We start from the raw sequence: 25,601 nt of genomic DNA on the forward strand, positions 1-25,601 counted from the left end.
ATTTTCATCGGGGTGTTGAATTGAAAACCGCTATGCTGTTACAGACGCTGGAAGAGAGGCTGGCGACGCTACGCCAACGCAGCGCGCCGCTGGCGCAACATGCGACGTTAAGCGCGCGCTTTGACCGACACCTTTTCCGTACCCGCAGTACTCTGTTGCAGGGATATCTGGAAGAGGCTGACGCCAATCTCGCCGCGTTGCGTCAGGCGGTAAAACATGAGCAACTGCCGCAAGTCGCCTGGCTGGCGGAACATCTGGCTTCGCAACTGGAGGCAATATCGCGTGAAACCGCCGCCTGGTCGCTGCGCCAGTGGGACACCGCCGCGCCAGGGCTTGGCCGTTGGCAGCGCAGACGAATACAGCATCAGGAGTTTGAACGTCGACTACTGGCGATGACACAGGAGCGCAAAATTCGTCTGGCGCAGGCGACCGGCCTTGTCGAACAACAAACGCTGCAAAAGGAAGTCGAGATCTATGAAGGACGGCTGGCGCGCTGTCGACATGCGCTGGAGAAAATAGAAAACGTACTGGCGCGTTTAACCCGCTAACCCTGGAGAAAGTATGTCGCTTGAAAATGCCCCTGATGAAATCAAACTGGCCGTGGATTTAATTATGCTGCTTGAAGAGAATCGCTTACCGGCACGAACGGTGCTACGCGCGCTGGAAATAGTTATGCGAGATTATGAAAACAAGTTAAAAAGTACGGAAGACGACTCGCAAACAGAGTAATTGCCCTCTGGTTTGTCCTAGTTGTCGCTGACAGAGTGGTCGCTACAGTCAGGCAACAAGGGATGGGTCATGGAACGTCTACCCACCACGCCGCACGATGCGGTATTTCGACAAATGCTGATGCAAAAAGAGGTCGCCCGCGACTTTCTGGCTCTCCACATGCCAGAAGACTTTCTTGCAATCTGCGATCTGGATTCACTGAAGCTGGAGTCAGGGAGTTTTGTTGAAGACAATTTACGCAGCCGCTATTCAGATATTCTCTACTCTCTGCATACCCAACACGGCCCCGGGTATGTTTACGCGCTCATTGAACATCAGAGCAAATCAGACCGGCTGATGGCTTTTCGCCTGATGCGTTACGCCATTGCCGCCATGCAGCGTCATCTGGATGCCGGTCATGATACCTTGCCGCTGGTGGTGCCAATCCTTTTTTATCACGGTCCGGAAAGCCCGTGGCCCTATAGCCTTAACTGGCATAATATGTTTGTGAAACCGGATATGGCGAAGGCCTTATACCCAAAATAATTCGAGTTGCTTAAAGGCGGCAAGGGAGTGAGTCCCCAGGAGCATAGATAACTATGTGACTGGGGTGAGCGAGCGTAGCCAACACATAAGCAACTTGAAGTATGAAGGGTATATACAGTCATGAATTTGCGCTGGTCGACCTGACGACAATGCCGGATAATCAGCTTTTGCAGCATCGGCGGATAGCGATGTTAGAGCTCCTGCAAAAACACATTCGTCAACGCGATTTAAGCGAACTGCTCGACCCCCTTATCACGCTTTTAACGCAGGATCATTTGACGGACGCGCAGCTCAGTGTGCTGATCAACTATATGTTGAAAGCAGGAAACGCCGCAGAACCCGGGGCGCTAATTCGTCAACTGGCGCAGGGCGCGCCGCAGTATAAGGAACAACTGATGACAATAGCGGAATGGCTGGAAGAAAAAGGCCGAACGGAAGGGTTGCAAAAAGGCCTTGAGCAAGGGTTAGCACAAGGCCGTGAGGCCGAAGCGCGCGCTATTGCCCGCAAAATGCTTGCCAACGGGCTGGAACCTGGGCTCATCGCCAGCGTCACCGGCATTACGCCGGAAGAGCTTTCTACGCTTTCGCATTAGCGGCGCCGCGCGCACTCATAAAGCGCGCAGCCCACCGCCTTTTAGCTTGCCGTAGGCGCCAGATCGCCGCCGTTGAGATCGCGCTTCACTTCAGTGACTTCGTCGCCCTTCGCGTTATGCAGATGCACCTCAAGCTGGTTAAAGGCGATATTGATATCATTTTCACGGCACAGTCGATCGATCGCGCGGTTCAGTTCATCCACCGTATGGCTACGATCGCGCAATTCACGCACGTACAGACGCAGTTCATGATCCAGAGTGCTGGCGCCAAAGGTGGTGAAGAATACGGCAGGTTCCGGATCGTGCATCACCTTCGGATGCTCCATCGCCGCCTGTAGCAGGACTCTTTTCACTTTCTCCAGATCCGAGCCATAGGCCACGCCAAGCCGGATCACCAGACGTGTCGTGGTATCGGAGAGGGACCAGTTAATCAGCCGCTCCGTCACGAACGCTTTGTTCGGAATGATCACTTCTTTACGATCAAAATCGGTAATAGTGGTGGCGCGAATACGAATCTTACTGACCGTGCCGGAGTAGGTGCCGATCGTTACCGTATCGCCAATGCGTACCGGACGTTCGAAGAGGATGATTAAACCCGAGACAAAGTTACCGAAGATCTCCTGTAGCCCAAAACCGAGACCTACCGACAACGCCGCCGCCAGCCACTGGAGTTTATCCCACGAGACGCCGAGCGATCCGAATACTGTCATCGCGCCAACAGCGATAATGACGTAGTTAAGGATCGTGGTGATCGCATACGAAGCCCCCTGGCGCATATTCAGGCGTGAAAGCACCAGCACTTCCAGCAGGCCGGGTAAGTTGCGGATGAGCGCCCAGGCCACCATCGCGGCAATAATGGCAAATAGCAAGCTGCCCATCGTCACGCTTTTCACCACCGCAGCGCCAGCTTCGGAGCCGTTGTAGTGCCACAGCGTGATGCTATCAAGATAGCTGAATACGGTGATCAAATCGGACCAAATCGCCCAGAACATAACGCCAAACAGGGCAAGCATTAGCAGCATCGTGATACGTAATGTTTGCTGGTTAATCTGCTCCAGCGCGATGGTGGGTTCTTCCTGTGGCTCCGCCCCTTCCGCTCCCTCTTTTACCAGGTTCTGACGACGAGCCAGCGCGCGTCGCCAGGCAATCCGGCGCGCCGCTACACTTAACCCGCGCAGCACCGTTTGATAAAGCAGGTTCCAGATAATGACCAGATAGACGGTTTCAATCCAGCGCCCCGCCAGGCGCAGGGTGGTATAGAAATAGCCGGTCGCCGTTAATACCATTAACGCCACCGGAATAATGGAAAGAATCGTCACGGTCACCAGTCGAATGCCGTGAGATTCTTTATCGCGCCAGCTTTCCCGGCACAGTGGCCACACCAGCAATGTTATGACCAGCAGATTGAGGAAAATAACCGCCTGCCCCAGCACGTCATCCATCAGATTCAGCGGCGACAACTCCGCCACCACAGACCAAAAGTGCAGCGGCAGCAATGCGAGGCTAATGCGTACAATCTGGCGACGCCAGTGGCTGGTCAACTGCGCCGGCATACCAAAATGGCGTATCGCCACGCCCTCTTTTTCCAGCACCTTCCAGCACAGCCCAAAGACCAGCCAGAACATTGCGAGCTTTTTACTAAAGGCCCAGAGCAGATCGCTGATATTTAGCTGCATGGTCAGCAGGATCAGTCCAAGCGCGAGAATAATCAGGCACACCGGCAGCGCGCGGATCAGATCGATCAGAATAGCTTTTGGCGTATTGAGCTGACTATCGTTACGCAGCGATCCCACGGCGGCGGCCAGCTTCTGTTGATACGCTTTTAACCATTTCAGACGCCAGCGGATTAAACCGGCGATGAGCAAGAGCGGTAACCCGGCCAAAAAAGCAATAAATACCGCGGGCCAGGCTTTTTGCCAGTTCACCGTGATTTTCATGGCGCTGAATTGCTCTTTTAACGTTTGGGGGAACGCTTTAAGCCAGTCCCAGTCCATAGGGCGGTTACTGTTCACCCAAAAAATCTGCTGCGTCAGAATGGCTTTCAGATTTTTCGAGACGCTCATCAACTGCTGCTGGTTAACTTGCAGGTTAATCGCCATCATCAGCTGGTTACCCAACTGTTTATTTAGCTGATCCAATAGCTCACGGCGCATCTCCACCACCTGAAGCAACGCATCATGAACTTCATCATTCACCTCGCTGGTATGCCCCTCCTCCAGCTTGTCGACAAAGGCATCGCTTTGGAATAAGGCATCACGCTGCTGGTTGATTTCAAACTGCTCCAGACGCAAATCCGCAATGCGGTTGGTCATATCTTCGAGTTCGTCGGCGGAGGGCAGGGTTTGCTGCTGTTGATAAAGAATACGCGACAGCAACAGGCTGCCTTTTAAGACGGCAATCTGTTCTTTGATATTTCTTTCCGACTGCAGCGCGCGATCGAGCCAGTTTTTTACTTTAATGTTTTGCTGCATCAACATATTGCCGTTTTCGGTCGCGACAATCAGACGCTGGCTGAGTTGATGGTTAATATCCAGTTCCTGTTTTACCAGCGGGTTCGCCTGGATACGCGCCGTTTCGTCCGGCGAAATAGCCTCCTGGGCCGTTTTTTCCGTTAGCGTAAGTCGTTTACTGTTGACCGCCTCCTGTAAAAGTTGAAGCTGATGTTCAAGACGATTACTGTTGGCCGTCACGTAATCTCGCTGTTTTTGCAGGGTGTCCTGCAAAACGGTATTCCCTTCAAGACTCTTACGTTGCTGGTCGATCTGCGCATTAAGCAGCGCCTGTTGTGCCTGTAATAACACCTGTTGGCTGGGGCGAAGCGCGGCTTCGCCGACGTTATTGCCGTCCAGACGGTTACGGATTTGCTGTATTTGCTGTGAGGCGGTATACATGGCGTTTTGCACGCGCTCAGGCTGGGTCTGTAGCGAAACAAGCTGGCTGTTATAAGCGGCAAGATCGTTTTGCGAATTTTGCAAATCATCCAGTACCTGCGCCACGCGCAGCTCAAGCTGACGTAGCGAAAGCGCACTCAGCGTTTTTCGCATTTCATCATCATTATCGACATCGCTCAGCGCATTCAACGCTGCCGTCGCCTGACGCATTTTTTCAGGCGCCTGCGCCACCTTCTGCCGTAGCTGTACGGTCTCCTCTTTCACCCGCTCGATTTTCTCCAGCGTAGCTAACGTATCAATAAGGTCTTGCTGGACGAGCTTATCCTGGGCGGAGAGATCTTTTTGCTTATTCAGCGTATCCAGCTGGTTTTGCACATCCGCTTTTGACGGCAGGTCGCCATTCGTTTGCCCCCGGGCAAACGCCAGAGACTGACAGGACAGCAGGATAATAAGGACGCTAATTGTAATAAAAACAAAATGCTGTGAACGTTTATAAAGCTGCAACATAGTCATGAGAATGAAGTGTCTGAACCGGCAAGCAGACCGGAAATAATTGAGTCGCAAGAATATCACGCCTGTAACAAACAGAATAGCGACACAGAAAATGTCCAGGAGTTTTCCTGGAATATTATCAGGGGGAGCCGTTGACCGTCGACGCGCGCAGCGTCGGACACAATTGATACATCTCCAGCAGGATCGTGACGTAGGCGCGAGCTTCTTTTTTTAAATCAAACGATTGCGGAGCAAATAACCAGTTTTCCATGAGCCCTGAAATAAAGCTGCGCATCAGTATCGCCGCACGACGGGTCAGCAGATTTTCAGGCAGCATTTTAGCATTAATACAATGTTTTAACGTTTGTTCAATCCGATCGTAACTTTCCAGACAAAGGCTACGTTGCGCCTGTTGAACCACAACCATTTCTCCGACAAACTCACATTTATGGAATATAATCTCCATCAATAAGCGGCGTCGTTCTTCTGTTACAGTAGCTTCAAGAATATGAACTAAAATTTCTCTTAATACAGATAGTGGATCGTCGGGGAATTTTGCCTGATACTCAATCTCAAGCTCACCAATATTGGATTCTGATAGCTCCCAGATCTCACTGAATAAATCCGACTTATTTTTGAAATGCCAATAGATTGCGCCGCGCGTCACGCCAGCAGCGTTCGCAATCTCCGCCAGCGAGGTTGCCGATACGCCTTGCTGCGAGAACAAACGCAGGGCCACATCCAGGATGTGTTGTCGTGTCTCCAGCGCTTGTTGTTTGGTTTTTCGTGCCATATGTCGGTGAATTTACAGGCGTTAGATTTACATACATTTATGGATGTATGTACCATAGCACGACGATAATATAAACGCAGCAATGGGTTTAAGGACCTTTGACCATTGACCAATTTGAAATCGGACACTCGAGGTTTACATATGAACAAAAACAGAGGGTTAACGCCTCTGGCGGTCGTTCTGATGCTCTCAGGCAGCTTAGCGCTAACAGGATGTGACGACAAACAGGACCAGCAAGGCGGCCAGCAGATGCCAGAAGTTGGAGTTGTCACACTAAAAACGGAACCACTGCAAATCACAACTGAACTTCCGGGTCGTACCGTTGCTTACCGTATCGCCGAAGTTCGCCCACAGGTAAGCGGCATTATCCTGAAGCGTAATTTCGTTGAGGGAAGTGATATCGAAGCGGGAGTCTCTCTCTATCAGATTGATCCTGCGACCTACCAGGCGACTTACGACAGCGCTAAGGGCGATCTGGCAAAAGCGCAGGCCGCCGCGAATATCGCTGAACTGACGGTGAAGCGTTATCAAAAGCTGCTGGGTACGCAGTACATCAGTAAGCAGGAATACGATCAGGCGCTGGCTGATGCGCAACAAGCGACTGCCGCCGTTGTCGCAGCAAAAGCCGCCGTTGAAACCGCACGTATCAACCTGGCGTATACCAAAGTCACCTCACCGATTAGCGGTCGTATTGGTAAGTCGTCCGTAACGGAAGGCGCGCTGGTACAGAACGGTCAGGCGTCGGCGCTGGCGACAGTGCAGCAGCTAGACCCTATTTATGTCGATGTGACCCAGTCCAGCAATGACTTCCTGCGCCTGAAGCAGGAGCTGGCAAATGGTTCGCTGAAACAGGAAAACGGCAAAGCGAAGGTCGACCTGGTGACCAGCGACGGTATCAAATTCCCGCAGTCCGGTACGCTTGAGTTCTCCGACGTGACCGTTGACCAAACCACCGGGTCTATTACTTTGCGCGCCATCTTCCCTAACCCGGATCACACCTTATTGCCAGGAATGTTCGTTCGCGCACGTCTGCAGGAAGGGACAAAACCGACGGCATTACTGGTTCCACAACAGGGCGTTACCCGTACTCCACGCGGCGATGCCACGGTGCTGGTGGTTGGCGCTGATAACAAAGTGGAAACCCGCCAAATCGTCGCAAGCCAGGCGATCGGCGATAAGTGGCTGGTGACTGACGGGTTGAAAGCGGGCGACCGCGTAGTCGTCAGCGGGCTGCAAAAAGTACGTCCTGGCGCACAGGTTAAAGTGCAGGAAATTACCGCGGATAACAAACAGCAAGCCGCAAGCGGTGATCAACCTGCTCAGCCCAGGTCTTAACTTAAACAGGAGCCGTTAAGACATGCCTAATTTCTTTATCGATCGCCCTATATTTGCGTGGGTGATCGCCATCATCATCATGTTGGCAGGGGGGCTCGCGATCCTCAAATTGCCGGTAGCGCAATATCCGACGATTGCGCCACCAGCAGTGACGATCTCCGCAACCTACCCTGGCGCTGATGCGAAAACGGTACAGGATACCGTCACGCAGGTTATCGAACAGAATATGAACGGTATCGATAACCTGATGTATATGTCCTCCAACAGTGACTCCACGGGGACCGTGCAGATCACGCTGACCTTTGAATCCGGCACCGATGCGGATATCGCGCAGGTTCAGGTTCAGAACAAGTTGCAACTGGCAATGCCGTTACTTCCCCAGGAAGTACAGCAACAGGGCGTGAGCGTTGAGAAGTCCTCAAGTAGCTTCCTGATGGTAGTGGGCGTCATTAACACCGACGGCACCATGACCCAGGAGGATATTTCGGATTACGTTGCCGCCAATATGAAAGATCCGATCAGCCGTACCTCTGGGGTGGGCGACGTCCAGCTGTTTGGTTCGCAGTATGCGATGCGTATCTGGATGAATCCGACAGAGCTGACCAAATACCAACTGACGCCGGTCGACGTGATTAACGCGATCAAAGCGCAGAACGCCCAGGTCGCGGCAGGTCAGCTCGGTGGTACGCCGCCGGTAAAAGGCCAGCAGCTTAACGCATCGATTATTGCCCAAACGCGTCTGACCTCAACGGATGAGTTTGGCAAAATCCTGCTGAAAGTGAATCAGGATGGCTCCCAGGTTCGTCTGCGGGATGTAGCGAAAATTGAGCTTGGCGGCGAGAACTACGACGTCATCGCGAAATTTAACGGTCAGCCAGCGTCAGGTCTTGGCATCAAACTGGCTACCGGCGCCAACGCGCTGGATACCGCTACCGCTATTCGCGCCGAACTGAAAAAAATGGAACCGTTCTTCCCGCCAGGGATGAAAATCGTCTACCCGTATGACACCACGCCGTTCGTGAAGATCTCTATTCATGAAGTGGTAAAAACTCTGGTCGAAGCGATTATCCTCGTGTTCCTGGTGATGTACCTGTTCCTGCAGAACTTCCGCGCGACGTTGATTCCGACTATTGCGGTTCCGGTGGTGTTGTTGGGAACCTTTGCCGTGCTTGCGGCATTCGGTTTCTCGATAAACACGCTGACGATGTTCGGGATGGTGCTCGCCATCGGCTTGCTGGTGGATGACGCCATCGTGGTGGTCGAGAACGTCGAACGTGTTATGACGGAAGAAGGCCTTCCGCCGAAGGAAGCGACGCGCAAATCCATGGGCCAGATTCAGGGCGCATTGGTGGGTATCGCGATGGTACTGTCGGCGGTATTTATTCCGATGGCCTTCTTTGGCGGCTCAACTGGGGCAATTTATCGTCAGTTCTCTATCACCATCGTATCGGCGATGGCGCTGTCGGTGCTGGTCGCGCTGATCCTGACGCCTGCGCTGTGCGCGACGATGCTCAAACCCGTCGCCAAAGGCGATCATGGCGAAGGGAAAAAAGGCTTTTTCGGCTGGTTTAACCGCCTGTTCGATAAGAGCACGCATCACTACACCGATAGCGTAGGCAATATTCTGCGCAGCACCGGGCGTTATCTGCTGCTCTATCTCATTATCGTCGTCGGTATGGCTTATCTGTTCGTTCGTCTGCCAAGCTCTTTCTTGCCGGATGAAGACCAGGGCGTATTCCTGACAATGGTCCAGCTCCCCGCCGGCGCGACGCAAGAGCGCACGCAAAAAGTGCTGGATGAGGTCACGGATTACTATCTGAACAAAGAGAAAGCCAACGTTGAATCGGTATTCGCCGTCAACGGCTTCGGTTTTGCAGGGCGCGGTCAGAATACCGGTATTGCATTCGTGTCGTTGAAAGACTGGGCCGATCGTCCAGGCGAAAAAAACAAGGTTGAAGCGATTACCCAGCGGGCAACCGCAGCGTTTTCACAAATTAAAGATGCGATGGTCTTCGCCTTTAACCTGCCGGCGATTGTTGAACTGGGCACCGCAACCGGGTTTGACTTCGAGTTGATTGACCAGGCGGGACTTGGTCACGAAAAACTCACCCAGGCACGTAATCAGTTGTTCGGCGAGGTGGCGAAATATCCTGATCTGCTGGTCGGCGTTCGACCTAACGGTCTGGAAGATACGCCGCAGTTTAAAATCGATATCGACCAGGAAAAAGCTCAGGCGCTGGGCGTGTCTATTAGCGACATTAATACCACGCTGGGCGCAGCATGGGGCGGCAGCTATGTAAACGACTTTATCGATCGCGGTCGTGTGAAGAAAGTTTACGTGATGTCCGAAGCGAAATACCGCATGTTGCCGGATGATATTAACGACTGGTACGTTCGTGGTAGCGATGGTCAGATGGTGCCGTTCTCCGCATTCTCCTCTTCCCGCTGGGAATATGGTTCGCCGCGTCTGGAACGCTATAACGGTCTGCCTTCGATGGAAATTCTGGGTCAGGCGGCGCCAGGCAAGAGTACTGGTGAAGCGATGGCGATGATGGAAGAACTGGCCAGCAAGCTGCCGTCAGGCATTGGATATGACTGGACCGGGATGTCCTACCAGGAGCGGTTGTCCGGCAACCAGGCCCCTGCTCTGTATGCTATCTCGCTGATCGTCGTCTTCCTGTGTCTGGCGGCATTGTATGAGAGCTGGTCTATCCCGTTCTCCGTAATGCTGGTTGTTCCGCTTGGGGTTATCGGCGCGCTGCTGGCTGCCACCTTCCGCGGACTGACTAACGACGTTTACTTCCAGGTGGGCCTGCTCACAACCATTGGGTTGTCGGCGAAGAACGCGATACTTATCGTCGAATTCGCCAAAGACTTAATGGATAAAGAAGGGAAAGGTCTGGTAGAAGCGACGCTGGAGGCCGTCCGGATGCGTTTGCGCCCGATTCTGATGACCTCGTTAGCGTTCATGCTGGGGGTTATGCCGCTGGTTATCAGTTCCGGCGCGGGTTCCGGCGCACAGAATGCGGTAGGTACTGGCGTACTGGGCGGGATGGTAACGGCAACCGTACTGGCTATTTTCTTCGTACCGGTCTTCTTCGTGGTGGTACGCCGCCGCTTTAGCCGTAAAAGCGAAGATATTGAGCATAGTCATTCGACAGAACATCGCTGATTTGCTCACTGTTGATAAGGCCGCGCAAGCGGCCTTTTTTACGCAAAAATCATAAAATACGCTTATTGTTAGATTGATTATTTTTTGCCATATTAATAAAAGGTATAATCCTTACTGCGTTAAAGGCTTTTCTTAGGAAAGTTGGCCATTTCTTAATTCAGCCATTAATTAAGAAATATTAAGAATATTCCTGGCTATTTTCTCCTGTCAGAGTCTATTGTTTTAGCCTGAAAAGCTAAAAAACGTTAACCCAATGATTACACAAACAATAAAACTGGTTCCTTTTTAGGCGACCGACGATCACTGTTAAAATTCGAAAAAGTATGGCAACACGCGGCTTTCACGCAATTGTAATTTTTCGTAATATGACGATGAAAAGTTTTTTAGAGTAGATTATAGTTAAATCATAAGGTGACGTGGGAAGTACCAGGTTAGTTAGTTGTATCCATCCCGAAGGTGTTCGGTTAGTTTAAGCCACTAAAAAGGGGATGCATTATGGACGAATACTCACCCAAAAGACATGATATAGCACAGCTTAAATTTCTTTGCGAAACCCTGTATCATGACTGTCTTGCAAACCTTGAAGAAAGCAACCATGGCTGGGTTAATGACCCGACCTCAGCAGTCAACCTGCAGCTCAATGAGCTGATAGAGCATATTGCAACTTTCGCGCTTAATTATAAAATTAAGTACAATGAAGACAATAAATTGATTGCGCAGATAGATGAATACCTGGACGACACCTTTATGTTGTTCAGCAGCTATGGTATTAATACGCAGGATTTGCAAAAATGGCGTAAATCGGGCAACCGCCTGTTCCGTTGTTTCGTCAACGCCACCAGGGCTAATCCTGTTAGTTTGTCTTGTTAAAAATTATTACAATCATAGGTAGAATTTATGTCTGATAAACCATTAACTAAAACTGATTATTTGATGCGTTTACGGCGCTGTCAGACAATTGACACTCTGGAGCGCGTCATTGAGAAAAATAAATATGAATTATCCGACAATGAGCTGGCTGTATTTTACTCAGCTGCGGATCACCGTCTTGCAGAATTGACGATGAACAAACTCTACGACAAGATCCCCTCTTCAGTATGGAAATTCATTCGTTAATCACGCAACATTACTTTTTAGAGAACACACAGGTGTTATCTGCCTCCTCGTTCAGGCTAATAACACAAAGGGCTATTATAGAACAGTGATATAGATCACATACCAATAGCAGGGAACGTTCCCTCTAATACTTTATTATTGCTTCTATTGCGATAATATCCACCAAGGGGAGCGCGCGATGAGTGACGAAAAACAAAAAATGATCGCTGGGGCACTGTATTGCCCGACCGATGAAACTTTATGCCAGGATCGACTGCGGGCGCGTCAACTCATCCATCAATACAATTATACTACGCCTGATGAAATAAATAAGCGTCAGGCGATTTTACGCGACCTGTTGGGTCGATGCGAAGACGCCTATATTGAACCTTCCTTTCGTTGCGACTACGGCTATAATATTTTTCTTGGTCACTCCTTTTACGCTAACTTCGACTGCGTCATGCTTGATGTTTGCCCAATTCATATTGGCGATAATTGTATGCTCGCGCCAGGGGTACATATCTATACCGCCACGCACCCACTGGACGCCGTCGAACGCAACAGCGGCAGAGAATTAGGTAAACCCGTCACTATCGGAAATAATGTCTGGATAGGCGGACGAGCCGTCGTTAATCCGGGCGTAACCATCGGCGATAACGTCGTCGTCGCTTCAGGCGCTGTGGTGATAAAAAACGTACCGCCAGACGTTGTGGTAGGCGGAAATCCGGCGCGAATCATTAAAAAATTGTAGTCAAAATGATAACTGTTATGCTAATTCGTGGTTAATCTGTTACTTTTTTCACGTTACACCTCCCTTTAAAATGAGCTGTTATTACCCCCTATGTCGCAGAAATCATGAAGGCAAAAGATGACAGAGATACAGCGCCTGCTTAGCGAAACTATTGATGACTTAAACGTCCGTGAAAAACGCGATAACAGGCCGCGTTTTAGTATCAGTTTTATCCGCAAGCATCCTGGGTTATTTATCGCGATGTATGCGGCCTGGTTTGCGACGCTGGCGGTCATGCTGCAATCAGAAACGCTGGTGGGGTCAGTGTGGCTGTTAGTGGTGTTATTTATCGCATTTAATGGCTTCTTCTTTTTCGACATCGCCCCGCGTTATCACTATAACGACATCGATGTGCTGGACCTCCGGGTCTGTTACAACGGCGAATGGTACAACACCCGCTTTGTTCCCCCCACGCTCATTGAGACGATTCTTCAGTCTCCACAGGTGGATAATGAACATAAAGTCCAGCTGCAAAAAATGGTTGCCCGTAAGGGCGAACTTTCCTTCTACGATATTTTTACGTTGGCCCGCGCAGAAGCCAGCCGGTAATAAAAAAGTGCGCACCCTCCCTGGTACGCACTGCTTTCCCTGAACTGTTGGTTTTTTAACGTCTTTTTTTACGCCCCTGAACCGCCTTAAAACGCGGATTTGTTTTACAAATCACGTATAAGCGTCCTTTGCGTTTGACTATCTGGCAATCCGGATGCCGTTGTTTTGCATTGCGAAGTGAGTTTAACACCTGCATTTCATTTACCCCCTTTTAGCGCCGATAAAATGACCAAAACGTTTCTGGAAGCGTGCGGCGCTACTTTCGCTATCAAACGTTTTCTGTCTACCGGTATAAAAAGGATGCGATTTTGATGACACATCAATAGTGACATACGGATATGTCACGCCGTCCAGTTCGATTTCACGTTCAGTTTTGATAGTTGATCCCACTTTCACATATTCATTTGCGCTGGTGTCGTGAAATACGACGGTGCGGTATACAGGATGAATATCAGGTTTCATTGCGCCCTCTCAATTATGTTATAACATAACAACAAAATACGCTATCAACGATCCTTTTTCAACCGGTAAACATTCACGATCTCTTCCTGGCAGCAAAAGCAACGTGGCGTAACGCGTTAGTCTGGCCCCTGTATCTGTAAAATCGATAAAATAGCTTTATCATTCGAGGGCGCGATTTACGATCGGATATACTTTCTCTACGCTGTGTTTATAAGGACATCACTGTGACAACACGACATCTGGTCAGCCTGGTAACGGGAGTGCTTATCCTGTCTGTCCTTTTCCCGATAGGATTGAGTCTGTGGCTGGCGCACCGTCAAGTTGAAAAAAGGTTTAATGAAGAGCTGGATATCTTCTCGTCCCGGGTGGCGCTACGTACAGAAAGGGTCAGTGACCAGGCAAAAGCCGCGTTAACGCATATTGCCTCCTTTAAAGGCGAGCCCTGCAGCAGCGCCCATTTACTCGCCATGCGCCGCGTGTCTTATAGCTTTCGGTATGTCCAGGAAGTTCTGTATCTTAAAAATTCGATTCCCGTTTGTTCCTCACTTGAAAAAGAGAGCCATATTCCCGCGTTCCCTCCGCCCATGAAAATCACTCGCGACGGTTATCGCGCCTGGTTTACGGCGCAAAACGATCTGGGTATAAAACGCTATATGGCGGCACTCGGGAGCGACAGCTATATCGTGATGATCGACCCGGCGTCCTTTATCGATGTGATTCCGTTTGGCGCATGGCCGATTGACGTCGCTATTATTGGCCGGGAACGCAATACTGTGGTTGCCAGCAGCGGTAACCTTGACCCCGCTATTCTTCCGCTCATTCACCATGAGACGCCCCTGCGGCTGGAAAACCGAGGCATTCAGTATGCTATCCACCCCTTTCCGGAAATGGGCATTACTATCGTAAGCTGGGCACCGACCGCTCCGCTGGAAAGGAGCTGGTATCGACAGGCGTTTATCTGGCTACCGGCGGGCATCGTAACGGGTCTGCTGGCCGCGGCCTTTATTCTGCGTATTTTGCGTCGACTACAGTCGCCCCGCCACCGTCTCCAGGATGCGATAGACAATCGCGAAATTAACGTACACTATCAGCCTATTGTCTCCCTGAGCAGCGGAAAAATTGTCGGTGCCGAAGCCTTAGCTCGCTGGCAACAGGCGGACGGCACCTTCCTTTCGCCGGAAATTTTTATCGCGCTGGCTGAACAAACCGGGCTCACGGAGCCGCTAACCCGGCTAATCATCGAAACCGTTTTTGAAGACATGGGGAGTTGGTTAAAGTCCCATCCCAAACAACATATTTCAATCAATCTTGAGGCATCCGATCTGGCGTCGGAAACGTTGCCGACGCTGTTAAGCACGCTGCTGAACCGTAGCCAAATTTCTCCGTCGCAAATCGCGCTTGAATTAACGGAACGCGAGTTCGCCGATCCGAAAACCAGCGCGCCCATTGTCGCCAGATACCGTAACGCGGGTCATTCCATTTATATTGATGACTTTGGCACCGGCTATTCCAGCCTCAGCTACTTACAAAATCTGGATGTGGATGTCCTTAAAATTGATAAATCTTTTGTCGATGCGCTGGAATATAAAAACGTCACGCCGCATATTATTGAAATGGCGAAAACGCTCAAACTCAAGATGGTCGCAGAAGGCATCGAAACGATCAGGCAAGAACAGTGGCTACGCCAGCATGGCGTACATTATGGTCAGGGCTGGTTATACAGTAAGCCCCTACCCGCTACGGCATTTATTCTTTGGGCGGAACAGCGGCTATAACGTCGCACAGCAGAAAAGAACAGTGTGGAGAGGCACAAATGGGTGGGGGCCCTGCCAGCTACATCCCGGCACACACGTCATCTGCCTTGGCTGCTTCCTTCCGGACCTGACCTGGTAAACAGAGTAGCGTTGCGGGAGAACCAACAGAGCCCCCATTGAGAGCGTTGTGAACCAACGCGCAGGCGCATTATCACTGCTATATCGTGCAATTGCAACCCATCAGGCATCGGATGCTGGTTTCTTGCGCATCCGGGCTTTCCTCCCCCCTTATTCCAGATTATCCTGAAGCATTAACGCAGGATTCTATTATGGATATTCAGGACACTTTTCCTCAACGCGTCTGGCAAATCGTCGCTTCGATCCCGGAAGGGTTTGTCACGACCTACGGCGATGTCGCCCGGCTTGCCGGTTCGCCTCGGGCGGCGCGTCAGGTCGGCGGAGTTTTAAAACGTCTGCCGGAAGGCAGCACTTTACCATGGCATCGGGTGGTGAACCGCCACGGCGCAATATCACTTACCGGGCCGGATCTACAGCGGCAACGTCAGGCATTACTGGCGGAAGGCGTGGTGGTGTCGGGAAGCGGACAAATCGATTTACAACGCTATCGCTGGGTGTATTAACCCTCTCCGTAACGGAGAGGGTTGGCGCAGGATTAATACTGGGTAGGCGCAGGAACGGCAGAAGACGGATTGACCTGGGTCGGCGAAGTCGATGGAACCGTCGTCGTCGCACCACCGCTGGCCTGCACAGGCACCGCCGTTTGCTGTACCGGTACCAGCGTCAGATCCGCTTTAGTGCCGCCATTATTAATCACCGGTTTCACGCTATCGGTAATAAATACCAGCTTATTATCAACGGTGATGGCCGCGCTCAGGAGAATACGCGCGTTAGGTTGAATATCTGATGGGTTAAACGGCAACACAAAACTGAAAGGCGCCTGTTTACCTTCGGTACGTACCGCTTTTTGCGACAGCACCTTAGAAGGCGCATCAGCCAGCGAAGCATCTGAAAGCGTCACGGTCAGCACCGCATCTGGCGGCAGAGCGACCTTCTGGCGGATCCAGACGGTACCGGAAACATTGGGTTGCTGAATAGTAGACTGGTTAGCTGTAATCGACATGTTAGGGTTTGGCGCAGGCGTCTGGATATCAGCGCTTTTATCAGCGCAGGCCGCCAGAGATATCGCAACCGCTAAACCACTTACGATGTGCACGAGTTTCATTCAATTCTCCTTATCATCAATGCACCAGCAGGCCTTTCCCCCCGCCGGAAGAGTGGTTAACAGAAACATAACGTGATTAAGTGTGGCACATGTCACTCATTTTTGCCTGGAATTGGTCTGTTATTCAGACTTTTGTACCCATCGGACCACTTGCAAAATTGCGTTATACTCTGCCCTACCTCGCTTCGGCATCGTTGTCACCTGGAGAGTATGTATGAGTCAGACACTGAATAATTTGCTGACATTATTGAATCTGGAAAAAATTGAAGAAGGACTCTTTCGGGGCCAAAGTGAAGACTTAGGGCTGCGCCAGGTATTTGGCGGTCAGGTGGTGGGCCAGGCGCTCTATGCCGCCAAAGAAACGGTGCCGGAAGCGCGACTGGTGCATTCATTCCACAGTTATTTTCTGCGGCCAGGCGACAGCCAAAAACCCATTATCTATGACGTAGAAGTGCTGCGCGATGGGAACAGCTTCAGCGCCCGCCGCGTTGCCGCTATTCAGAACGGGAAACCCATCTTTTACATGACCGCCTCATTCCAGGCGCCGGAACCGGGTTTTGAACATCAAAAAACCATGCCGACGGTAGTCGGGCCGGAAGGACTACCGTCAGAAACGGAAATCGCGCAATCGCTGGCGCATTTACTGCCGCCGATTCTGAAAGAAAAGTTTCTCTGCGATCGCCCGCTGGAAATTCGTCCCGTCGAATTTCACAATCCGTTGAAAGGTCACGTCGCCGCGCCTGTGCGTCAGGTATGGATTCGCGCCAACGGCACCGTTCCGGATGACATTCGCGTCCATCAATATTTACTGGGATACGCCTCGGATCTGAATTTCCTTCCCGTCGCGCTTCAGCCTCACGGCATCGGTTTTCTGGAAAAGGGCATTCAGATCGCCACTATCGATCACTCTATGTGGTTCCATCGCCCGTTCAATTTTAATGAATGGCTACTTTATAGCGTGGAGAGCACTTCCGCCTCCAGCGCCCGGGGCTTTGTTCGCGGCGAGTTTTATACTCAGGATGGCGCGTTGGTCGCTTCAACCGTGCAGGAAGGGGTAATGCGTAATCACAATTAAAAAACATGCCGCTATGCGGCGTTAATGGCCTGATGACGCTGCGCTTATCCGGCCTACGGTAAACTGGATAAGCGCAGCGCCATCAGGCATGTTGCGCAATCACGCGTTATACGCATTCTCGCCGTGACTGTTCACATCCAGCCCCTCGCGCTCCTGCTCTTCCGGTACACGCAGTCCAACAAGGATATCCGCCAGTTTGTAACCAACAAACGCGACAACGCCGGACCAGACGACCGTAATAGCAATACTTTCCAGCTGTACCATCACCTGATGTCCCATCGTAACGCCGTCGACAAAGCCAACGCCGCCCAGCGAACTGGCGGCAAAAACGCCGGTCAGGATACAGCCGACTATTCCGCAAACGCCGTGAACGCCAAATACGTCGCACGGATCATCTACCCGTAACAGACGTTTAAGCATGGTGACTCCCCACAATCCCGCCAGACCCGCAATAACGCCGATAACCAGCGCGCCGCCAACGCCAACATAGCCACAGGCTGGCGTCACGCCGACCAGACCGGCAATCGCGCCGGAACACGCTCCCAGCAGGGAAGGCTTACCGCGTAGCGTCCACTCGCCGATAATCCACCCCAGAATCGCGGCGGCGGTCGCCACCACGGTGTTCACAAAGGCCAGCGCTGCTATCTCGTTTGCGCTACCGGCAGAACCCGCGTTAAATCCAAACCAGCCGATATACAGAATCGCAGTACCGGTAAAGACCATCGGCAGGTTATGGGGTTTAAATGCTTCCTTCCCAAAGCCGACGCGTTTGCCAATTAAATAAGCCCCCACCAGCCCAGCGATAGCGGCGTTAATATGCACCACTGTACCACCAGCAAAATCCAGCGCGCCGTGAGCAGCCAGCAGGCCGCCGCCCCACACCATGTGCGCAATCGGAATATAAGAGAGCGTGAACCACACCACGACAAAAATCAGTACCGCCGAAAAACGAATACGCTCCGCCAGCGCACCGACAATCAGCCCGACGGTAATACAGGCGAAAGATCCCTGAAACGCGACATGAATATACTGATAAATCGTCCCCGTTACCGCCGTCAACGCAATATTCTTCAACATCGCCCCATCGGTATTACCGAAGAAATGATTCCCTTCGCCAAAAGCCAGCGAATAGCCGTACACCACCCATAAAATACAGACCAGCGCAAAGGTGACGGTCACTTGCGTTAACATTGACAGCACGTTCTTAGCGCGAATTAATCCGCCGTAAAACAGCGCGATACCCGGTATCGTCATGAACAGCACCAGCGCGGTGCAAATCATCATAAAAGCACTATCCGCTTTATCGGCAACCGCCGGCGCGGCTATCGTTAGCCCAGGCAGCAGCGCCAGTGAAGCCAGTGTGGTTTTTATCATCGCTATCTTCATTTTTTCATTTCCTGTTGCTGTGTGGCGGGTCTTACAGCGCTGCTTCGTCAGCTTCGCCGGTACGAATCCGAATAACGCGCATGAGCTCCGCGACGAAAATTTTGCCGTCGCCAATTTTTCCGGTGTAAGCCGCTTTACTGATGATATCGATCACCTCTTCCAGTTGGTCGTCGGCGATAGCCACATCAATTTTGACCTTCGGCAGGAAATTCACGCTGTACTCCGCGCCGCGATACAGTTCGGCGTGTCCTTTCTGACGGCCAAACCCTTTCACTTCGGTGACGGTCAGTCCCTGAATGCCCATGGAAGAAAGCGCCTCCCGCACGTCCTCCAGCTTGAACGGTTTGATAATCACGGTAACCAGCTTCATAGAACCCTCCAGTCAGAATTAGGTAACGGCTGCCGCCGCGCATGGACTCTTCAGAATGGATATTGCAAAGGATGTGCCAGAAGCTGGCGAGCGAGGAAAAGCGCGGTTAGCGGCGCGTCTTTATATTGACGCGCCCCAAAATCGAAGCAGGGAAAGAAAAACGCACCACGACGGTGCATAATGGGCGAGGCTTTGCCCTGTGGCGCCAAACCTTACGCTGCAGGGCCGGGTTCTTCGTGTACGCTGGCGGCTAACTCCTCGCCAACTAACTGTAATTGATACATTTGCCAGTAGCGCCCTTGCGCCGCCAGCAATTGTTGATGCGTCCCGCGCTCCACCGCCTGGCCGCGATGGAGAACCAGAATGGTATCCGCCTCCACGATTGTCGATAGCCGATGGGCAATAACCACCAGCGTGGTGCGCTCGCGAATCGCCGCCAGCGCCTGCTGTATCGCCTGCTCAGTGCCGGAATCGATGCTGGCCGTCGCTTCATCAAGAATTAATATTTGCGGGGCGTCAACCAGCACGCGCGCCAGCGCCAATAGCTGTTTTTGCCCGACGGACAGCGTATTTCCCTGCTCGCCGAGATGCGTATGCAGCCCGTCGCTCAGGCCGCGCGCCAGGTCTGCCAGTTGTACCGTTTCCAGCGCCTGCCACACCTGCGCCTCGGAGACATCGCGCCCCAGCGTCACATTAGCCAGAAAAGTATCCGCCATCACTACCGGGTCCTGTTGAACCATCGCCACGCCCTGGCGTAAAACGCGATGATTAAGAGAGGCGATTTCTCGCCCATCCAGCCGAATTTCGCCTTGTGTCAGGGGGTAATACCCCATTAATAAGCTGGCGAGCGTACTCTTCCCGCTGCCGGTGTGCCCCACCAGCGCCACAAAGCTACGGGACGGTACTGATAGCGTAATGTCCTGTAAAACAAGATTATCGTCGCGGTAAGCAAACGACAGATGATCAATATCAATCGCCCCGCTTTGTAACGGCCTGTCGTCGCTGCCATAGCGCTGGCGCGGGCGATCCATCAGTTCAAAAACACGCTCTCCCGCCACAACCGCCTGCTGTAGCATGGATTGCTGGGTGGTCAGTTCAATGAGCGGCTCGTTCAGACGTGACAAATAGCTAATGAACGCATACAGCACCCCGACCTCAATCGTGCCGGCAGACGTAAAGCTGAAAAGCATCAACAAACCGCATAAAATGAGCGCGGAAAAGAGGCTAAGCAGCGGACGCAATAAAAAGCCGTCTAAGCGTAGCGTCTGCATCCGCGCCATGTAGTGCGAGCGGCTGGCCTCGCCCATGCGTTCGCCGAAGCGCGCCTGCTGGCGAAACTGCTGAATTACGCTCATCCCGTTGATGATTTCGTTAAAGCCGTCGTTAATATCCGCCAGGTATGCCCGCACGCGGCGTACAATCGGCGTGCTGTAGCGCTGATAAATGACCATCACGGTCAATACCGCCGGAAAAATCAAAATCGCCACCAGCGCCATCCGCCAGTCAAGGCTGAACATGGCGACCAGCATGGCGCCGATCAACGCCGCGCTACGTAATACCGTTGCGACGACCGTGACGTACAGATCGCGGATGACTTCCGTATCGTTGGTCACGCGTGAAATTAATTGTCCGACAGGCTGTGTGTCGAAGGCGCTTAGCGGCTGGCGCAAGGCGGCATCCATGACGTCCGTGCGCAAGGACTGAACCACGCCAACGGCCGCCCGGTTAAATAATAAAGACTGGGCGTAATGCAGACCCGCCGCCAGAAATTGTAGCCCCACATAGGCGGCCGCCAGCCCCGCGACCTTGCCCAACGGTAAATGGTGGCGGGCCACCATGTTATCAATGAAATAGCTGATCAGCAGCGGACCGCTAACCTCCGCCGCCGCCGCAATCCACAGCATCATCACCGCGACAGAGAGCGGTTTTCGCCATGGCGAGCCATACGCCAGCAACCGTTTCAGCGTCGGCCATAGCTGTCCAAAACTACGCATTCACCGCCTCCTCGCCGCGTTCCGGCGCGTCATCCAGAGCGGCCTCCAGTTGCTGATAGCGATACATATCGCGATACCAGCCAATCTGCTGCGCCAGTTGATCGTGATCGCCGCGCTGAACAACATGACCATGTTGCATAACGATAATTTCATTGGCGTCGGTCAGCGCGGATAAACGATGCGCGCTGATGATGACCGTACGCCCTTCGCCCCACTGGCGCAAATTATGCAAAATCTGATGCTCCGTGCGGCCATCTACTGCTGAGAGCGCATCATCAAGAAGCAGAATTTCCGCATTCAACAGTAGCGCTCTGGCAATCGAGATACGCTGTTTTTGCCCTCCCGATAACATGACGCCACGTTCACCTACCTGCGTGTCGTAGCCCTGAGGCAAGCGGAGAATATCCTCATGTACGCTGGCTAAACGCGCCACCTGTTCAATCTCCTCCTGAGTCGCCTCCGGGCGTCCGAGCGCAATATTATTGGCAATAGAGTCCGAGAACAAAAACGGCGTCTGGCTGACGACCGCCAGTCGGCTACGCCAGCTATCCAGTTGCAGATGCGTCAACGGCATGTCATGGAATCGGATCTCTCCCTGCGTCACATCAAAATGGCGCTGGATAAGCGACAATATTGTGCTTTTCCCCGCGCCGGTCGGACCGCATATCCCCAGCATCTGACCCGGTTTAAGACGAAAGTTCACATTCTCCAGCGCCGGATGCGTCGTTTGCGGATAGCAAAACTCACGAATGGCCGCCGTCAGTTCGCCGCGCCCCGCCGGGACCGGCTCTTCGCCATCCTTAACTACCGGCGCTTCCGCCAGCATGGCGCGGATGCGGCTGTATGCGGCGCTACCCCGCTCCACGATATTAAACATCCAGGCCAGCGCCAGCATCGGCCAAATCATCAACCCCAGATACATCATAAAGCTGGTGAGTTCGCCCAGCGTCAGGCTGCCGTTAACCACCATCCAGCTTCCGCCGCTAATCGCAAGCAGGTTCGCCATGCCAATGGCGATGTAAATGGTTGGATCAAAACGCGCGTCAATACGCGCCACGCGCATATTTTTCTTGCCGGTATCTTCGGCATCCGCCGCAAACAGCGAAGACTGGCGATCCTCCAGACCAAACGCTTTGATCATGCGGATGCTGGTCAGACTCTCCTGCGTGCGATCGTTCAGGCTGGAGAAGGCGGCCTGCGCCAGTTTGAAATAATCATGCAGCCGATCGCCGTAACGTTTGATCATCAGCGCCATAATCGGCATTGGCAACAGCGCTAATAGCGTTAGCTGCCAGCTAATTTGCGTCGACATGACAATCAGTACCGCGCAGCCCATTACCAGCGAGTCAACCAGCGTCAGAACGCCCTCGCCCGCCGCAAATACGACGCGATCCACATCATTCGTCGCGCGCGCGATAAGATCGCCCGTCCGATGGCGCTGATAAAATTCAGGATGCTGACGACTCAGCTGGCGATAATAATCTTCACGCAGTTCAACGGCTAATTGATAAGAGGCGCCAAATAGCAGCACGCGCCAGACATAGCGCAACAAATAGACCACTACGGCGATCAGGGCAATGGTGCCAATCCACATCGCTATTCGGCCTGGAGTAAACTGCTGTGCGGTTACGCCATCCACGACAATCCCCACCACTTTGGGCGGGATCAGCTGAAGCATCGCAATAAGCATAAGCAGAGCTACCGCGCCAAGATAGCGACGCCATTCCCGGCGAAAGTACCAGCTTAATTGAGCAAATAATCGCACGCGTTATTTCCTGATATGATTTCCGGCAATACCGGGAGAATTATTCAATGGGCAGAGAGGTGGTGTACTTAATCTGTTCCATCGCAAAACTGGAGGTGACGTCTGACAGTCCTGGGACGCTATTGACCAGACGTTTATAGAAGTCGTCATACCGCTTCATGTCGGCCACCTGAACTCGCATCAGATAGTCGTATTCCCCCGCCATCCGCCAGAAGCCAAGCACTTCCGGCATCTCAGAGACGACGGTCACGAACCGACAGTACCATTCACTGCTGTGGTGCTGCGTTTTTATCAACACAAAAGCGGTTAATCCCAGGCCCAGTTTTTCCGGGTCCAGCAGCGCGACCCTGCCAAGCAGGATACCGTCATCTTCCAGGCGTTTAAGCCGCTTCCAGCAAGGCGTTGTCGTCAGATTAACGGCATCCGCCAGCGCCTGCAAAGAGAGGGTACAGTCCTGCTGCAATAAGCAAAGCAGTTTACGGTCAATTTTATCTAACATACCCACTCCATAGAGAATATTTTTCTCCTTACATTGTAATTTAAAGGTCAAATAGCAACAATTTTTTCCGTACTTTTCGCTACTCTTGGCACAAAATGATAAATGGATATTAATGATGAGTAGCAATTGGGTTAAAAATGCCATTAATGAAATTAACGCTGACCACCAGCGCTCGGCGGATACGCATCTTATTCGTTTGCCCCTGTCGGCATTTCCAGGTATCCAGCTTTACCTGAAAGACGAAAGCACGCATCCCACCGGTAGCCTCAAGCATCGTCTGGCGCGCTCGCTGTTCCTTTATGGGCTGTGCAATGGCTGGATTAAAGAAGGCACTCCGATTATTGAAGCGTCATCAGGCTCAACGGCGATTTCCGAAGCCTGGTTCGCGCGTTTACTGGGACTGCCGTTCATCGCCGTCATGCCCGCCTGTACCGCAAAACGTAAAATCGAACAGATTCAATTTTACGGCGGCCACTGTCATTTTGTGGAGAGCGCCTGCGAAATTTATGCCGCCTCCGAGCGGCTGGCGCATGAACTGAACGGTCACTATATGGACCAGTTTACCTACGCAGAACGAGCTACCGACTGGCGGGGCAACAATAATATTGCCGACAGTATTTTCCGCCAGATGCGCAACGAACCCCATCCAGTACCGCGATTTATCGTCATGAGCGCCGGAACGGGCGGAACCTCTGCGACGATTGGGCGCTATATTCGCTGCCAGGGCTATGATACTCAGCTCATGGTGGTGGATCCGGAAAATTCCGTCTTTTTACCTTACTGGCAGGATCGCGACGCTTCATTACGCAGCCCGGTAGGCAGTAAAATTGAAGGAATTGGTCGTCCGCGAGTAGAGCCTTCTTTTATTCCGGATGTCGTGGATGAGATGCTGCGCGTGCCGGACGCCGCCAGCGTTGCCACCGCACACTGGCTGGAAACGCAGCTAGGCCGTAAAGTCGGCGCCTCTACCGGCACGAATATGTGGGGAGCGCTGCAGCTAGCGGCCCGGATGCGCGAGGCTGGAGAAACCGGCGCTATCGTGACGTTATTGTGCGATAGCGGCGATCGCTATCTGGATACCTATTACCATCCGGCCTGGGTTAGCGACCATATCGGCGATTTGACGCCGTGGTCAGCGGCCATCGCAAAATTACTTACCGGCGACTAGAAACCAAAAAAAAGCCAGACTGAATGTCTGGCTTGCTGGAAGAGATCTCTCATTCGGGGGAATAAGGTAGATGCGGATTGTCCAGCCAATGCGTCAAAAAGTGTGATACCGCTTGATTACCACAATGTCCGATAACCGAAAGGTGTGGCAGCGCGGCGATAAGCTGCGGCATGGCATTGCCCATAATGAGCCCCCGCCCGACGCTGCCCAGCATTTCCCGATCGTTCATCGCGTCGCCAAACGCCATGCAATCTGCCAGTGAAAGCCCTAAATGGTTGCTCAATACCGCCAGCGCCGATCCTTTATTGCACCCCAGCGGTAGCACTTCCAGGCAGTCGACGGCAGAGAAACAGAGGTGCGCGCGTTCTTCCAGCGCCTCATTGAGCTGAATGCGCAAACGGATCAGATCGTCATGATCGCCGCAAAAACAGATCTTCGTCACCTGATGGGCCGGAATACTTTTTATATCGATAACCTGATAACGAAAGCCGCTGTAGACGTGCGCCTGGAGTAGCGCGGGGATCTCCTGGCCTGTAAACCAGCCGTTGTCATTAAACACATGCATACTGGCTCGGGTATCCCAGGCATGGTGCATCACCGTATCGGCAACCTGAGGATCGAGATCCTGACGATGCAGCACGTCGCCTTCCAGCGAGTGAATTCGCGTCCCGTTACCGGTAATAAGATAAGCATCCAGTGAAAGCGTCCCCAGAATATGCCGCATTTCCAGCACATGACGACCCGTAGCGAATGTCAGGGTGATATCGCGTTCGCGCAGACGCGCCAGCGTGGCGATCGTTTCTCTACCCAAATGGTGATCGGGCATTAATAACGTGCCATCCATATCAAATGCTGCCAGACGGGCCATCTCTTTCTCCACACTGTGACGCGGTTAACTTGTTGTTCAGTATTACCTGAGAT

23 protein-coding genes, 1 other RNA gene and 2 pseudogenes are annotated in these 25,601 nt (G+C 52.4%); 14 read left to right on the forward strand and 12 right to left on the reverse strand.

Translation table 11 applies throughout. From position 1 onward, the window contains the following. Positions 1 to 20 precede the first annotated feature (20 nt). The 4 genes and pseudogenes from priC to ACLJTG_RS11385 form a co-directional block, all read left to right on the forward strand. Positions 21 to 548 carry a primosomal replication protein N'' gene (priC, locus tag ACLJTG_RS11370; RefSeq protein WP_170914551.1) on the forward strand — a complete coding sequence of 176 codons (528 nt, stop codon included), beginning with the start codon at positions 21 to 23 and terminating at the stop codon, positions 546 to 548. 13 nt (positions 549 to 561) lie between these two features. After that, positions 562 to 729, forward strand: a complete 168-nt coding sequence (gene rsmS, locus ACLJTG_RS11375) for a pleiotropic regulatory protein RsmS (RefSeq protein WP_000051158.1) — start codon at positions 562 to 564, stop codon at positions 727 to 729. Positions 730 to 798: 69 nt separating this feature from the next. Next, positions 799 to 1,242, forward strand: a pseudogene (locus tag ACLJTG_RS11380) (Rpn family recombination-promoting nuclease/putative transposase); the annotation flags it as partial. 125 nt (positions 1,243 to 1,367) lie between these two features. Beyond that, positions 1,368 to 1,847: pseudogene (locus ACLJTG_RS11385) on the forward strand (Rpn family recombination-promoting nuclease/putative transposase); the annotation flags it as partial. A gap of 41 nt (positions 1,848 to 1,888) precedes the next feature. On the opposite strand, the gene mscK reads toward ACLJTG_RS11385, so the two are convergent. After that, complete coding sequence (mscK, locus tag ACLJTG_RS11390; RefSeq protein WP_000178249.1) at positions 1,889 to 5,251, reverse strand: mechanosensitive channel MscK; 3,363 nt, start codon at positions 5,249 to 5,251, stop codon at positions 1,889 to 1,891. Positions 5,252 to 5,369: 118 nt separating this feature from the next. Beyond that, on the reverse strand, positions 5,370 to 6,023 hold the full coding sequence (acrR, locus tag ACLJTG_RS11395; RefSeq protein ID WP_000101755.1) for a multidrug efflux transporter transcriptional repressor AcrR: 654 nt from the start codon (positions 6,021 to 6,023) through the stop codon (positions 5,370 to 5,372). Between the two features lie 141 nt (positions 6,024 to 6,164). Here acrR and acrA point away from each other — a divergent pair, with 141 nt between their 5' ends. The 6 genes from acrA to ACLJTG_RS11425 all read left to right on the forward strand — a co-directional run bounded on the left by acrA (position 6,165) and on the right by ACLJTG_RS11425 (position 12,964). After that, the gene (acrA, locus tag ACLJTG_RS11400; RefSeq protein ID WP_001039202.1) at positions 6,165 to 7,358 is read left to right on the forward strand and encodes a multidrug efflux RND transporter periplasmic adaptor subunit AcrA; all 1,194 of its coding nucleotides are present in this window, start codon (positions 6,165 to 6,167) and stop codon (positions 7,356 to 7,358) included. A gap of 22 nt (positions 7,359 to 7,380) precedes the next feature. Further along, on the forward strand, positions 7,381 to 10,530 hold the full coding sequence (gene acrB, locus ACLJTG_RS11405; RefSeq protein ID WP_001132508.1) for an efflux RND transporter permease AcrB: 3,150 nt from the start codon (positions 7,381 to 7,383) through the stop codon (positions 10,528 to 10,530). Positions 10,531 to 11,025: 495 nt separating this feature from the next. After that, positions 11,026 to 11,400: an Hha toxicity modulator TomB gene (tomB, locus tag ACLJTG_RS11410; protein ID WP_000344807.1), complete on the forward strand. Its 375-nt coding sequence runs from the start codon at positions 11,026 to 11,028 to the stop codon at positions 11,398 to 11,400. Between the two features lie 27 nt (positions 11,401 to 11,427). Then, the gene (locus tag ACLJTG_RS11415; RefSeq protein ID WP_001280991.1) at positions 11,428 to 11,646 is read left to right on the forward strand and encodes an HHA domain-containing protein; all 219 of its coding nucleotides are present in this window, start codon (positions 11,428 to 11,430) and stop codon (positions 11,644 to 11,646) included. 178 nt (positions 11,647 to 11,824) lie between these two features. After that, the gene (gene maa, locus ACLJTG_RS11420; RefSeq protein WP_001278792.1) at positions 11,825 to 12,376 is read left to right on the forward strand and encodes a maltose O-acetyltransferase; all 552 of its coding nucleotides are present in this window, start codon (positions 11,825 to 11,827) and stop codon (positions 12,374 to 12,376) included. A gap of 117 nt (positions 12,377 to 12,493) precedes the next feature. Continuing rightward, positions 12,494 to 12,964 (forward strand): YlaC family protein, encoded by a 471-nt coding sequence (locus ACLJTG_RS11425; RefSeq protein WP_000136183.1) that lies wholly within the window; start codon positions 12,494 to 12,496, stop codon positions 12,962 to 12,964. A gap of 55 nt (positions 12,965 to 13,019) precedes the next feature. Here ACLJTG_RS11425 and ykgO read toward each other — a convergent pair whose 3' ends face one another. Continuing rightward, positions 13,020 to 13,160, reverse strand: coding sequence for a type B 50S ribosomal protein L36 (gene ykgO / locus ACLJTG_RS11430; protein ID WP_001197749.1), 141 nt, complete (start codon positions 13,158 to 13,160; stop codon positions 13,020 to 13,022). Between the two features lie 5 nt (positions 13,161 to 13,165). Beyond that, the gene (locus ACLJTG_RS11435) at positions 13,166 to 13,426 is read right to left on the reverse strand and encodes a type B 50S ribosomal protein L31 (RefSeq protein ID WP_000801415.1); all 261 of its coding nucleotides are present in this window, start codon (positions 13,424 to 13,426) and stop codon (positions 13,166 to 13,168) included. Positions 13,427 to 13,650: 224 nt separating this feature from the next. Here ACLJTG_RS11435 and ACLJTG_RS11440 point away from each other — a divergent pair, with 224 nt between their 5' ends. After that, entirely contained in the window at positions 13,651 to 15,201 is a 1,551-nt protein-coding gene (locus ACLJTG_RS11440) for an EAL domain-containing protein (RefSeq protein WP_198898210.1), read from the forward strand. A 49-nt stretch (positions 15,202 to 15,250) separates the two neighbouring features. Here ACLJTG_RS11440 and ffs read toward each other — a convergent pair. Then, positions 15,251 to 15,347: signal recognition particle sRNA small type (gene ffs, locus ACLJTG_RS11445), an RNA gene on the reverse strand. A gap of 84 nt (positions 15,348 to 15,431) precedes the next feature. On the opposite strand from ffs, the gene ACLJTG_RS11450 reads away from it, so the two are divergent. Continuing rightward, the gene (locus ACLJTG_RS11450; RefSeq protein WP_000961285.1) at positions 15,432 to 15,821 is read left to right on the forward strand and encodes an MGMT family protein; all 390 of its coding nucleotides are present in this window, start codon (positions 15,432 to 15,434) and stop codon (positions 15,819 to 15,821) included. A 32-nt stretch (positions 15,822 to 15,853) separates the two neighbouring features. Here ACLJTG_RS11450 and ACLJTG_RS11455 read toward each other — a convergent pair whose 3' ends face one another. Beyond that, positions 15,854 to 16,423, reverse strand: coding sequence for a YbaY family lipoprotein (locus ACLJTG_RS11455; protein ID WP_000779802.1), 570 nt, complete (start codon positions 16,421 to 16,423; stop codon positions 15,854 to 15,856). Between the two features lie 214 nt (positions 16,424 to 16,637). Here ACLJTG_RS11455 and tesB point away from each other — a divergent pair, with 214 nt between their 5' ends. Further along, on the forward strand, positions 16,638 to 17,498 hold the full coding sequence (gene tesB / locus ACLJTG_RS11460) for an acyl-CoA thioesterase II (protein ID WP_000084180.1): 861 nt from the start codon (positions 16,638 to 16,640) through the stop codon (positions 17,496 to 17,498). Positions 17,499 to 17,597: 99 nt separating this feature from the next. Here the strand turns inward: tesB and amtB are convergent, their stop codons facing one another. The 5 genes from amtB to decR form a co-directional block, all read right to left on the reverse strand. Continuing rightward, positions 17,598 to 18,884, reverse strand: a complete 1,287-nt coding sequence (gene amtB / locus ACLJTG_RS11465) for an ammonium transporter AmtB (RefSeq protein WP_000684917.1) — start codon at positions 18,882 to 18,884, stop codon at positions 17,598 to 17,600. Between the two features lie 31 nt (positions 18,885 to 18,915). After that, entirely contained in the window at positions 18,916 to 19,254 is a 339-nt protein-coding gene (gene glnK, locus ACLJTG_RS11470) for a P-II family nitrogen regulator (protein ID WP_000780345.1), read from the reverse strand. Between the two features lie 212 nt (positions 19,255 to 19,466). Further along, a complete protein-coding gene (locus ACLJTG_RS11475; protein WP_001256078.1) occupies positions 19,467 to 21,248 on the reverse strand; it encodes a SmdB family multidrug efflux ABC transporter permease/ATP-binding protein in 1,782 nt (593 codons plus the stop codon). After that, positions 21,241 to 23,013, reverse strand: a complete 1,773-nt coding sequence (locus tag ACLJTG_RS11480; protein WP_001235572.1) for a SmdA family multidrug ABC transporter permease/ATP-binding protein — start codon at positions 23,011 to 23,013, stop codon at positions 21,241 to 21,243. Before ACLJTG_RS11480 ends, ACLJTG_RS11475 begins: the two co-directional genes overlap by 8 nt. A gap of 40 nt (positions 23,014 to 23,053) precedes the next feature. Next, on the reverse strand, positions 23,054 to 23,512 hold the full coding sequence (gene decR / locus ACLJTG_RS11485) for a DNA-binding transcriptional regulator DecR (RefSeq protein ID WP_000884593.1): 459 nt from the start codon (positions 23,510 to 23,512) through the stop codon (positions 23,054 to 23,056). A 112-nt stretch (positions 23,513 to 23,624) separates the two neighbouring features. On the opposite strand from decR, the gene cdsH reads away from it, so the two are divergent. Beyond that, positions 23,625 to 24,680, forward strand: a complete 1,056-nt coding sequence (cdsH, locus tag ACLJTG_RS11490) for a cysteine desulfhydrase (RefSeq protein WP_000987849.1) — start codon at positions 23,625 to 23,627, stop codon at positions 24,678 to 24,680. Positions 24,681 to 24,729: 49 nt separating this feature from the next. On the opposite strand, the gene cof is transcribed toward cdsH, so the two are convergent. Continuing rightward, positions 24,730 to 25,548, reverse strand: coding sequence for an HMP-PP phosphatase (cof, locus tag ACLJTG_RS11495; protein ID WP_000113030.1), 819 nt, complete (start codon positions 25,546 to 25,548; stop codon positions 24,730 to 24,732). Positions 25,549 to 25,601: the final 53 nt, after the last annotated feature.

The sequence above is a fragment of the Salmonella sp. SAL00672 genome (genome assembly GCF_046552175.1).
GTDB classification, from domain to species: domain Bacteria; phylum Pseudomonadota; class Gammaproteobacteria; order Enterobacterales; family Enterobacteriaceae; genus Salmonella; species Salmonella enterica.

Bases quoted from the DNA above. Each gene is read 5' to 3' on its own strand.
- tomB (WP_000344807.1), top strand. From the start codon at position 11,026: ATGGACGAATACTCACCCAAAAGACATGATATAGCACAGCTTAAATTT.
- ACLJTG_RS11425 (WP_000136183.1), top strand. From the start codon at position 12,494: ATGACAGAGATACAGCGCCTGCTTAGCGAAACTATTGATGACTTAAAC.
- acrA (WP_001039202.1), top strand. From the start codon at position 6,165: ATGAACAAAAACAGAGGGTTAACGCCTCTGGCGGTCGTTCTGATGCTC.
- acrR (WP_000101755.1), bottom strand. From the start codon at position 6,023: ATGGCACGAAAAACCAAACAACAAGCGCTGGAGACACGACAACACATC.
- ACLJTG_RS11455 (WP_000779802.1), bottom strand. From the start codon at position 16,423: ATGAAACTCGTGCACATCGTAAGTGGTTTAGCGGTTGCGATATCTCTG.
- mscK (WP_000178249.1), bottom strand. From the start codon at position 5,251: ATGACTATGTTGCAGCTTTATAAACGTTCACAGCATTTTGTTTTTATT.
- ACLJTG_RS11435 (WP_000801415.1), bottom strand. From the start codon at position 13,426: ATGAAACCTGATATTCATCCTGTATACCGCACCGTCGTATTTCACGAC.
- glnK (WP_000780345.1), bottom strand. From the start codon at position 19,254: ATGAAGCTGGTTACCGTGATTATCAAACCGTTCAAGCTGGAGGACGTG.
- ACLJTG_RS11415 (WP_001280991.1), top strand. From the start codon at position 11,428: ATGTCTGATAAACCATTAACTAAAACTGATTATTTGATGCGTTTACGG.
- rsmS (WP_000051158.1), top strand. From the start codon at position 562: ATGTCGCTTGAAAATGCCCCTGATGAAATCAAACTGGCCGTGGATTTA.
- ykgO (WP_001197749.1), bottom strand. From the start codon at position 13,160: ATGCAGGTGTTAAACTCACTTCGCAATGCAAAACAACGGCATCCGGAT.
- decR (WP_000884593.1), bottom strand. From the start codon at position 23,512: ATGTTAGATAAAATTGACCGTAAACTGCTTTGCTTATTGCAGCAGGAC.
- tesB (WP_000084180.1), top strand. From the start codon at position 16,638: ATGAGTCAGACACTGAATAATTTGCTGACATTATTGAATCTGGAAAAA.
- acrB (WP_001132508.1), top strand. From the start codon at position 7,381: ATGCCTAATTTCTTTATCGATCGCCCTATATTTGCGTGGGTGATCGCC.
- ACLJTG_RS11475 (WP_001256078.1), bottom strand. From the start codon at position 21,248: ATGCGTAGTTTTGGACAGCTATGGCCGACGCTGAAACGGTTGCTGGCG.
- maa (WP_001278792.1), top strand. From the start codon at position 11,825: ATGAGTGACGAAAAACAAAAAATGATCGCTGGGGCACTGTATTGCCCG.
- cdsH (WP_000987849.1), top strand. From the start codon at position 23,625: ATGATGAGTAGCAATTGGGTTAAAAATGCCATTAATGAAATTAACGCT.
- cof (WP_000113030.1), bottom strand. From the start codon at position 25,548: ATGGCCCGTCTGGCAGCATTTGATATGGATGGCACGTTATTAATGCCC.
- amtB (WP_000684917.1), bottom strand. From the start codon at position 18,884: ATGAAGATAGCGATGATAAAAACCACACTGGCTTCACTGGCGCTGCTG.
- ACLJTG_RS11450 (WP_000961285.1), top strand. From the start codon at position 15,432: ATGCTGGTTTCTTGCGCATCCGGGCTTTCCTCCCCCCTTATTCCAGAT.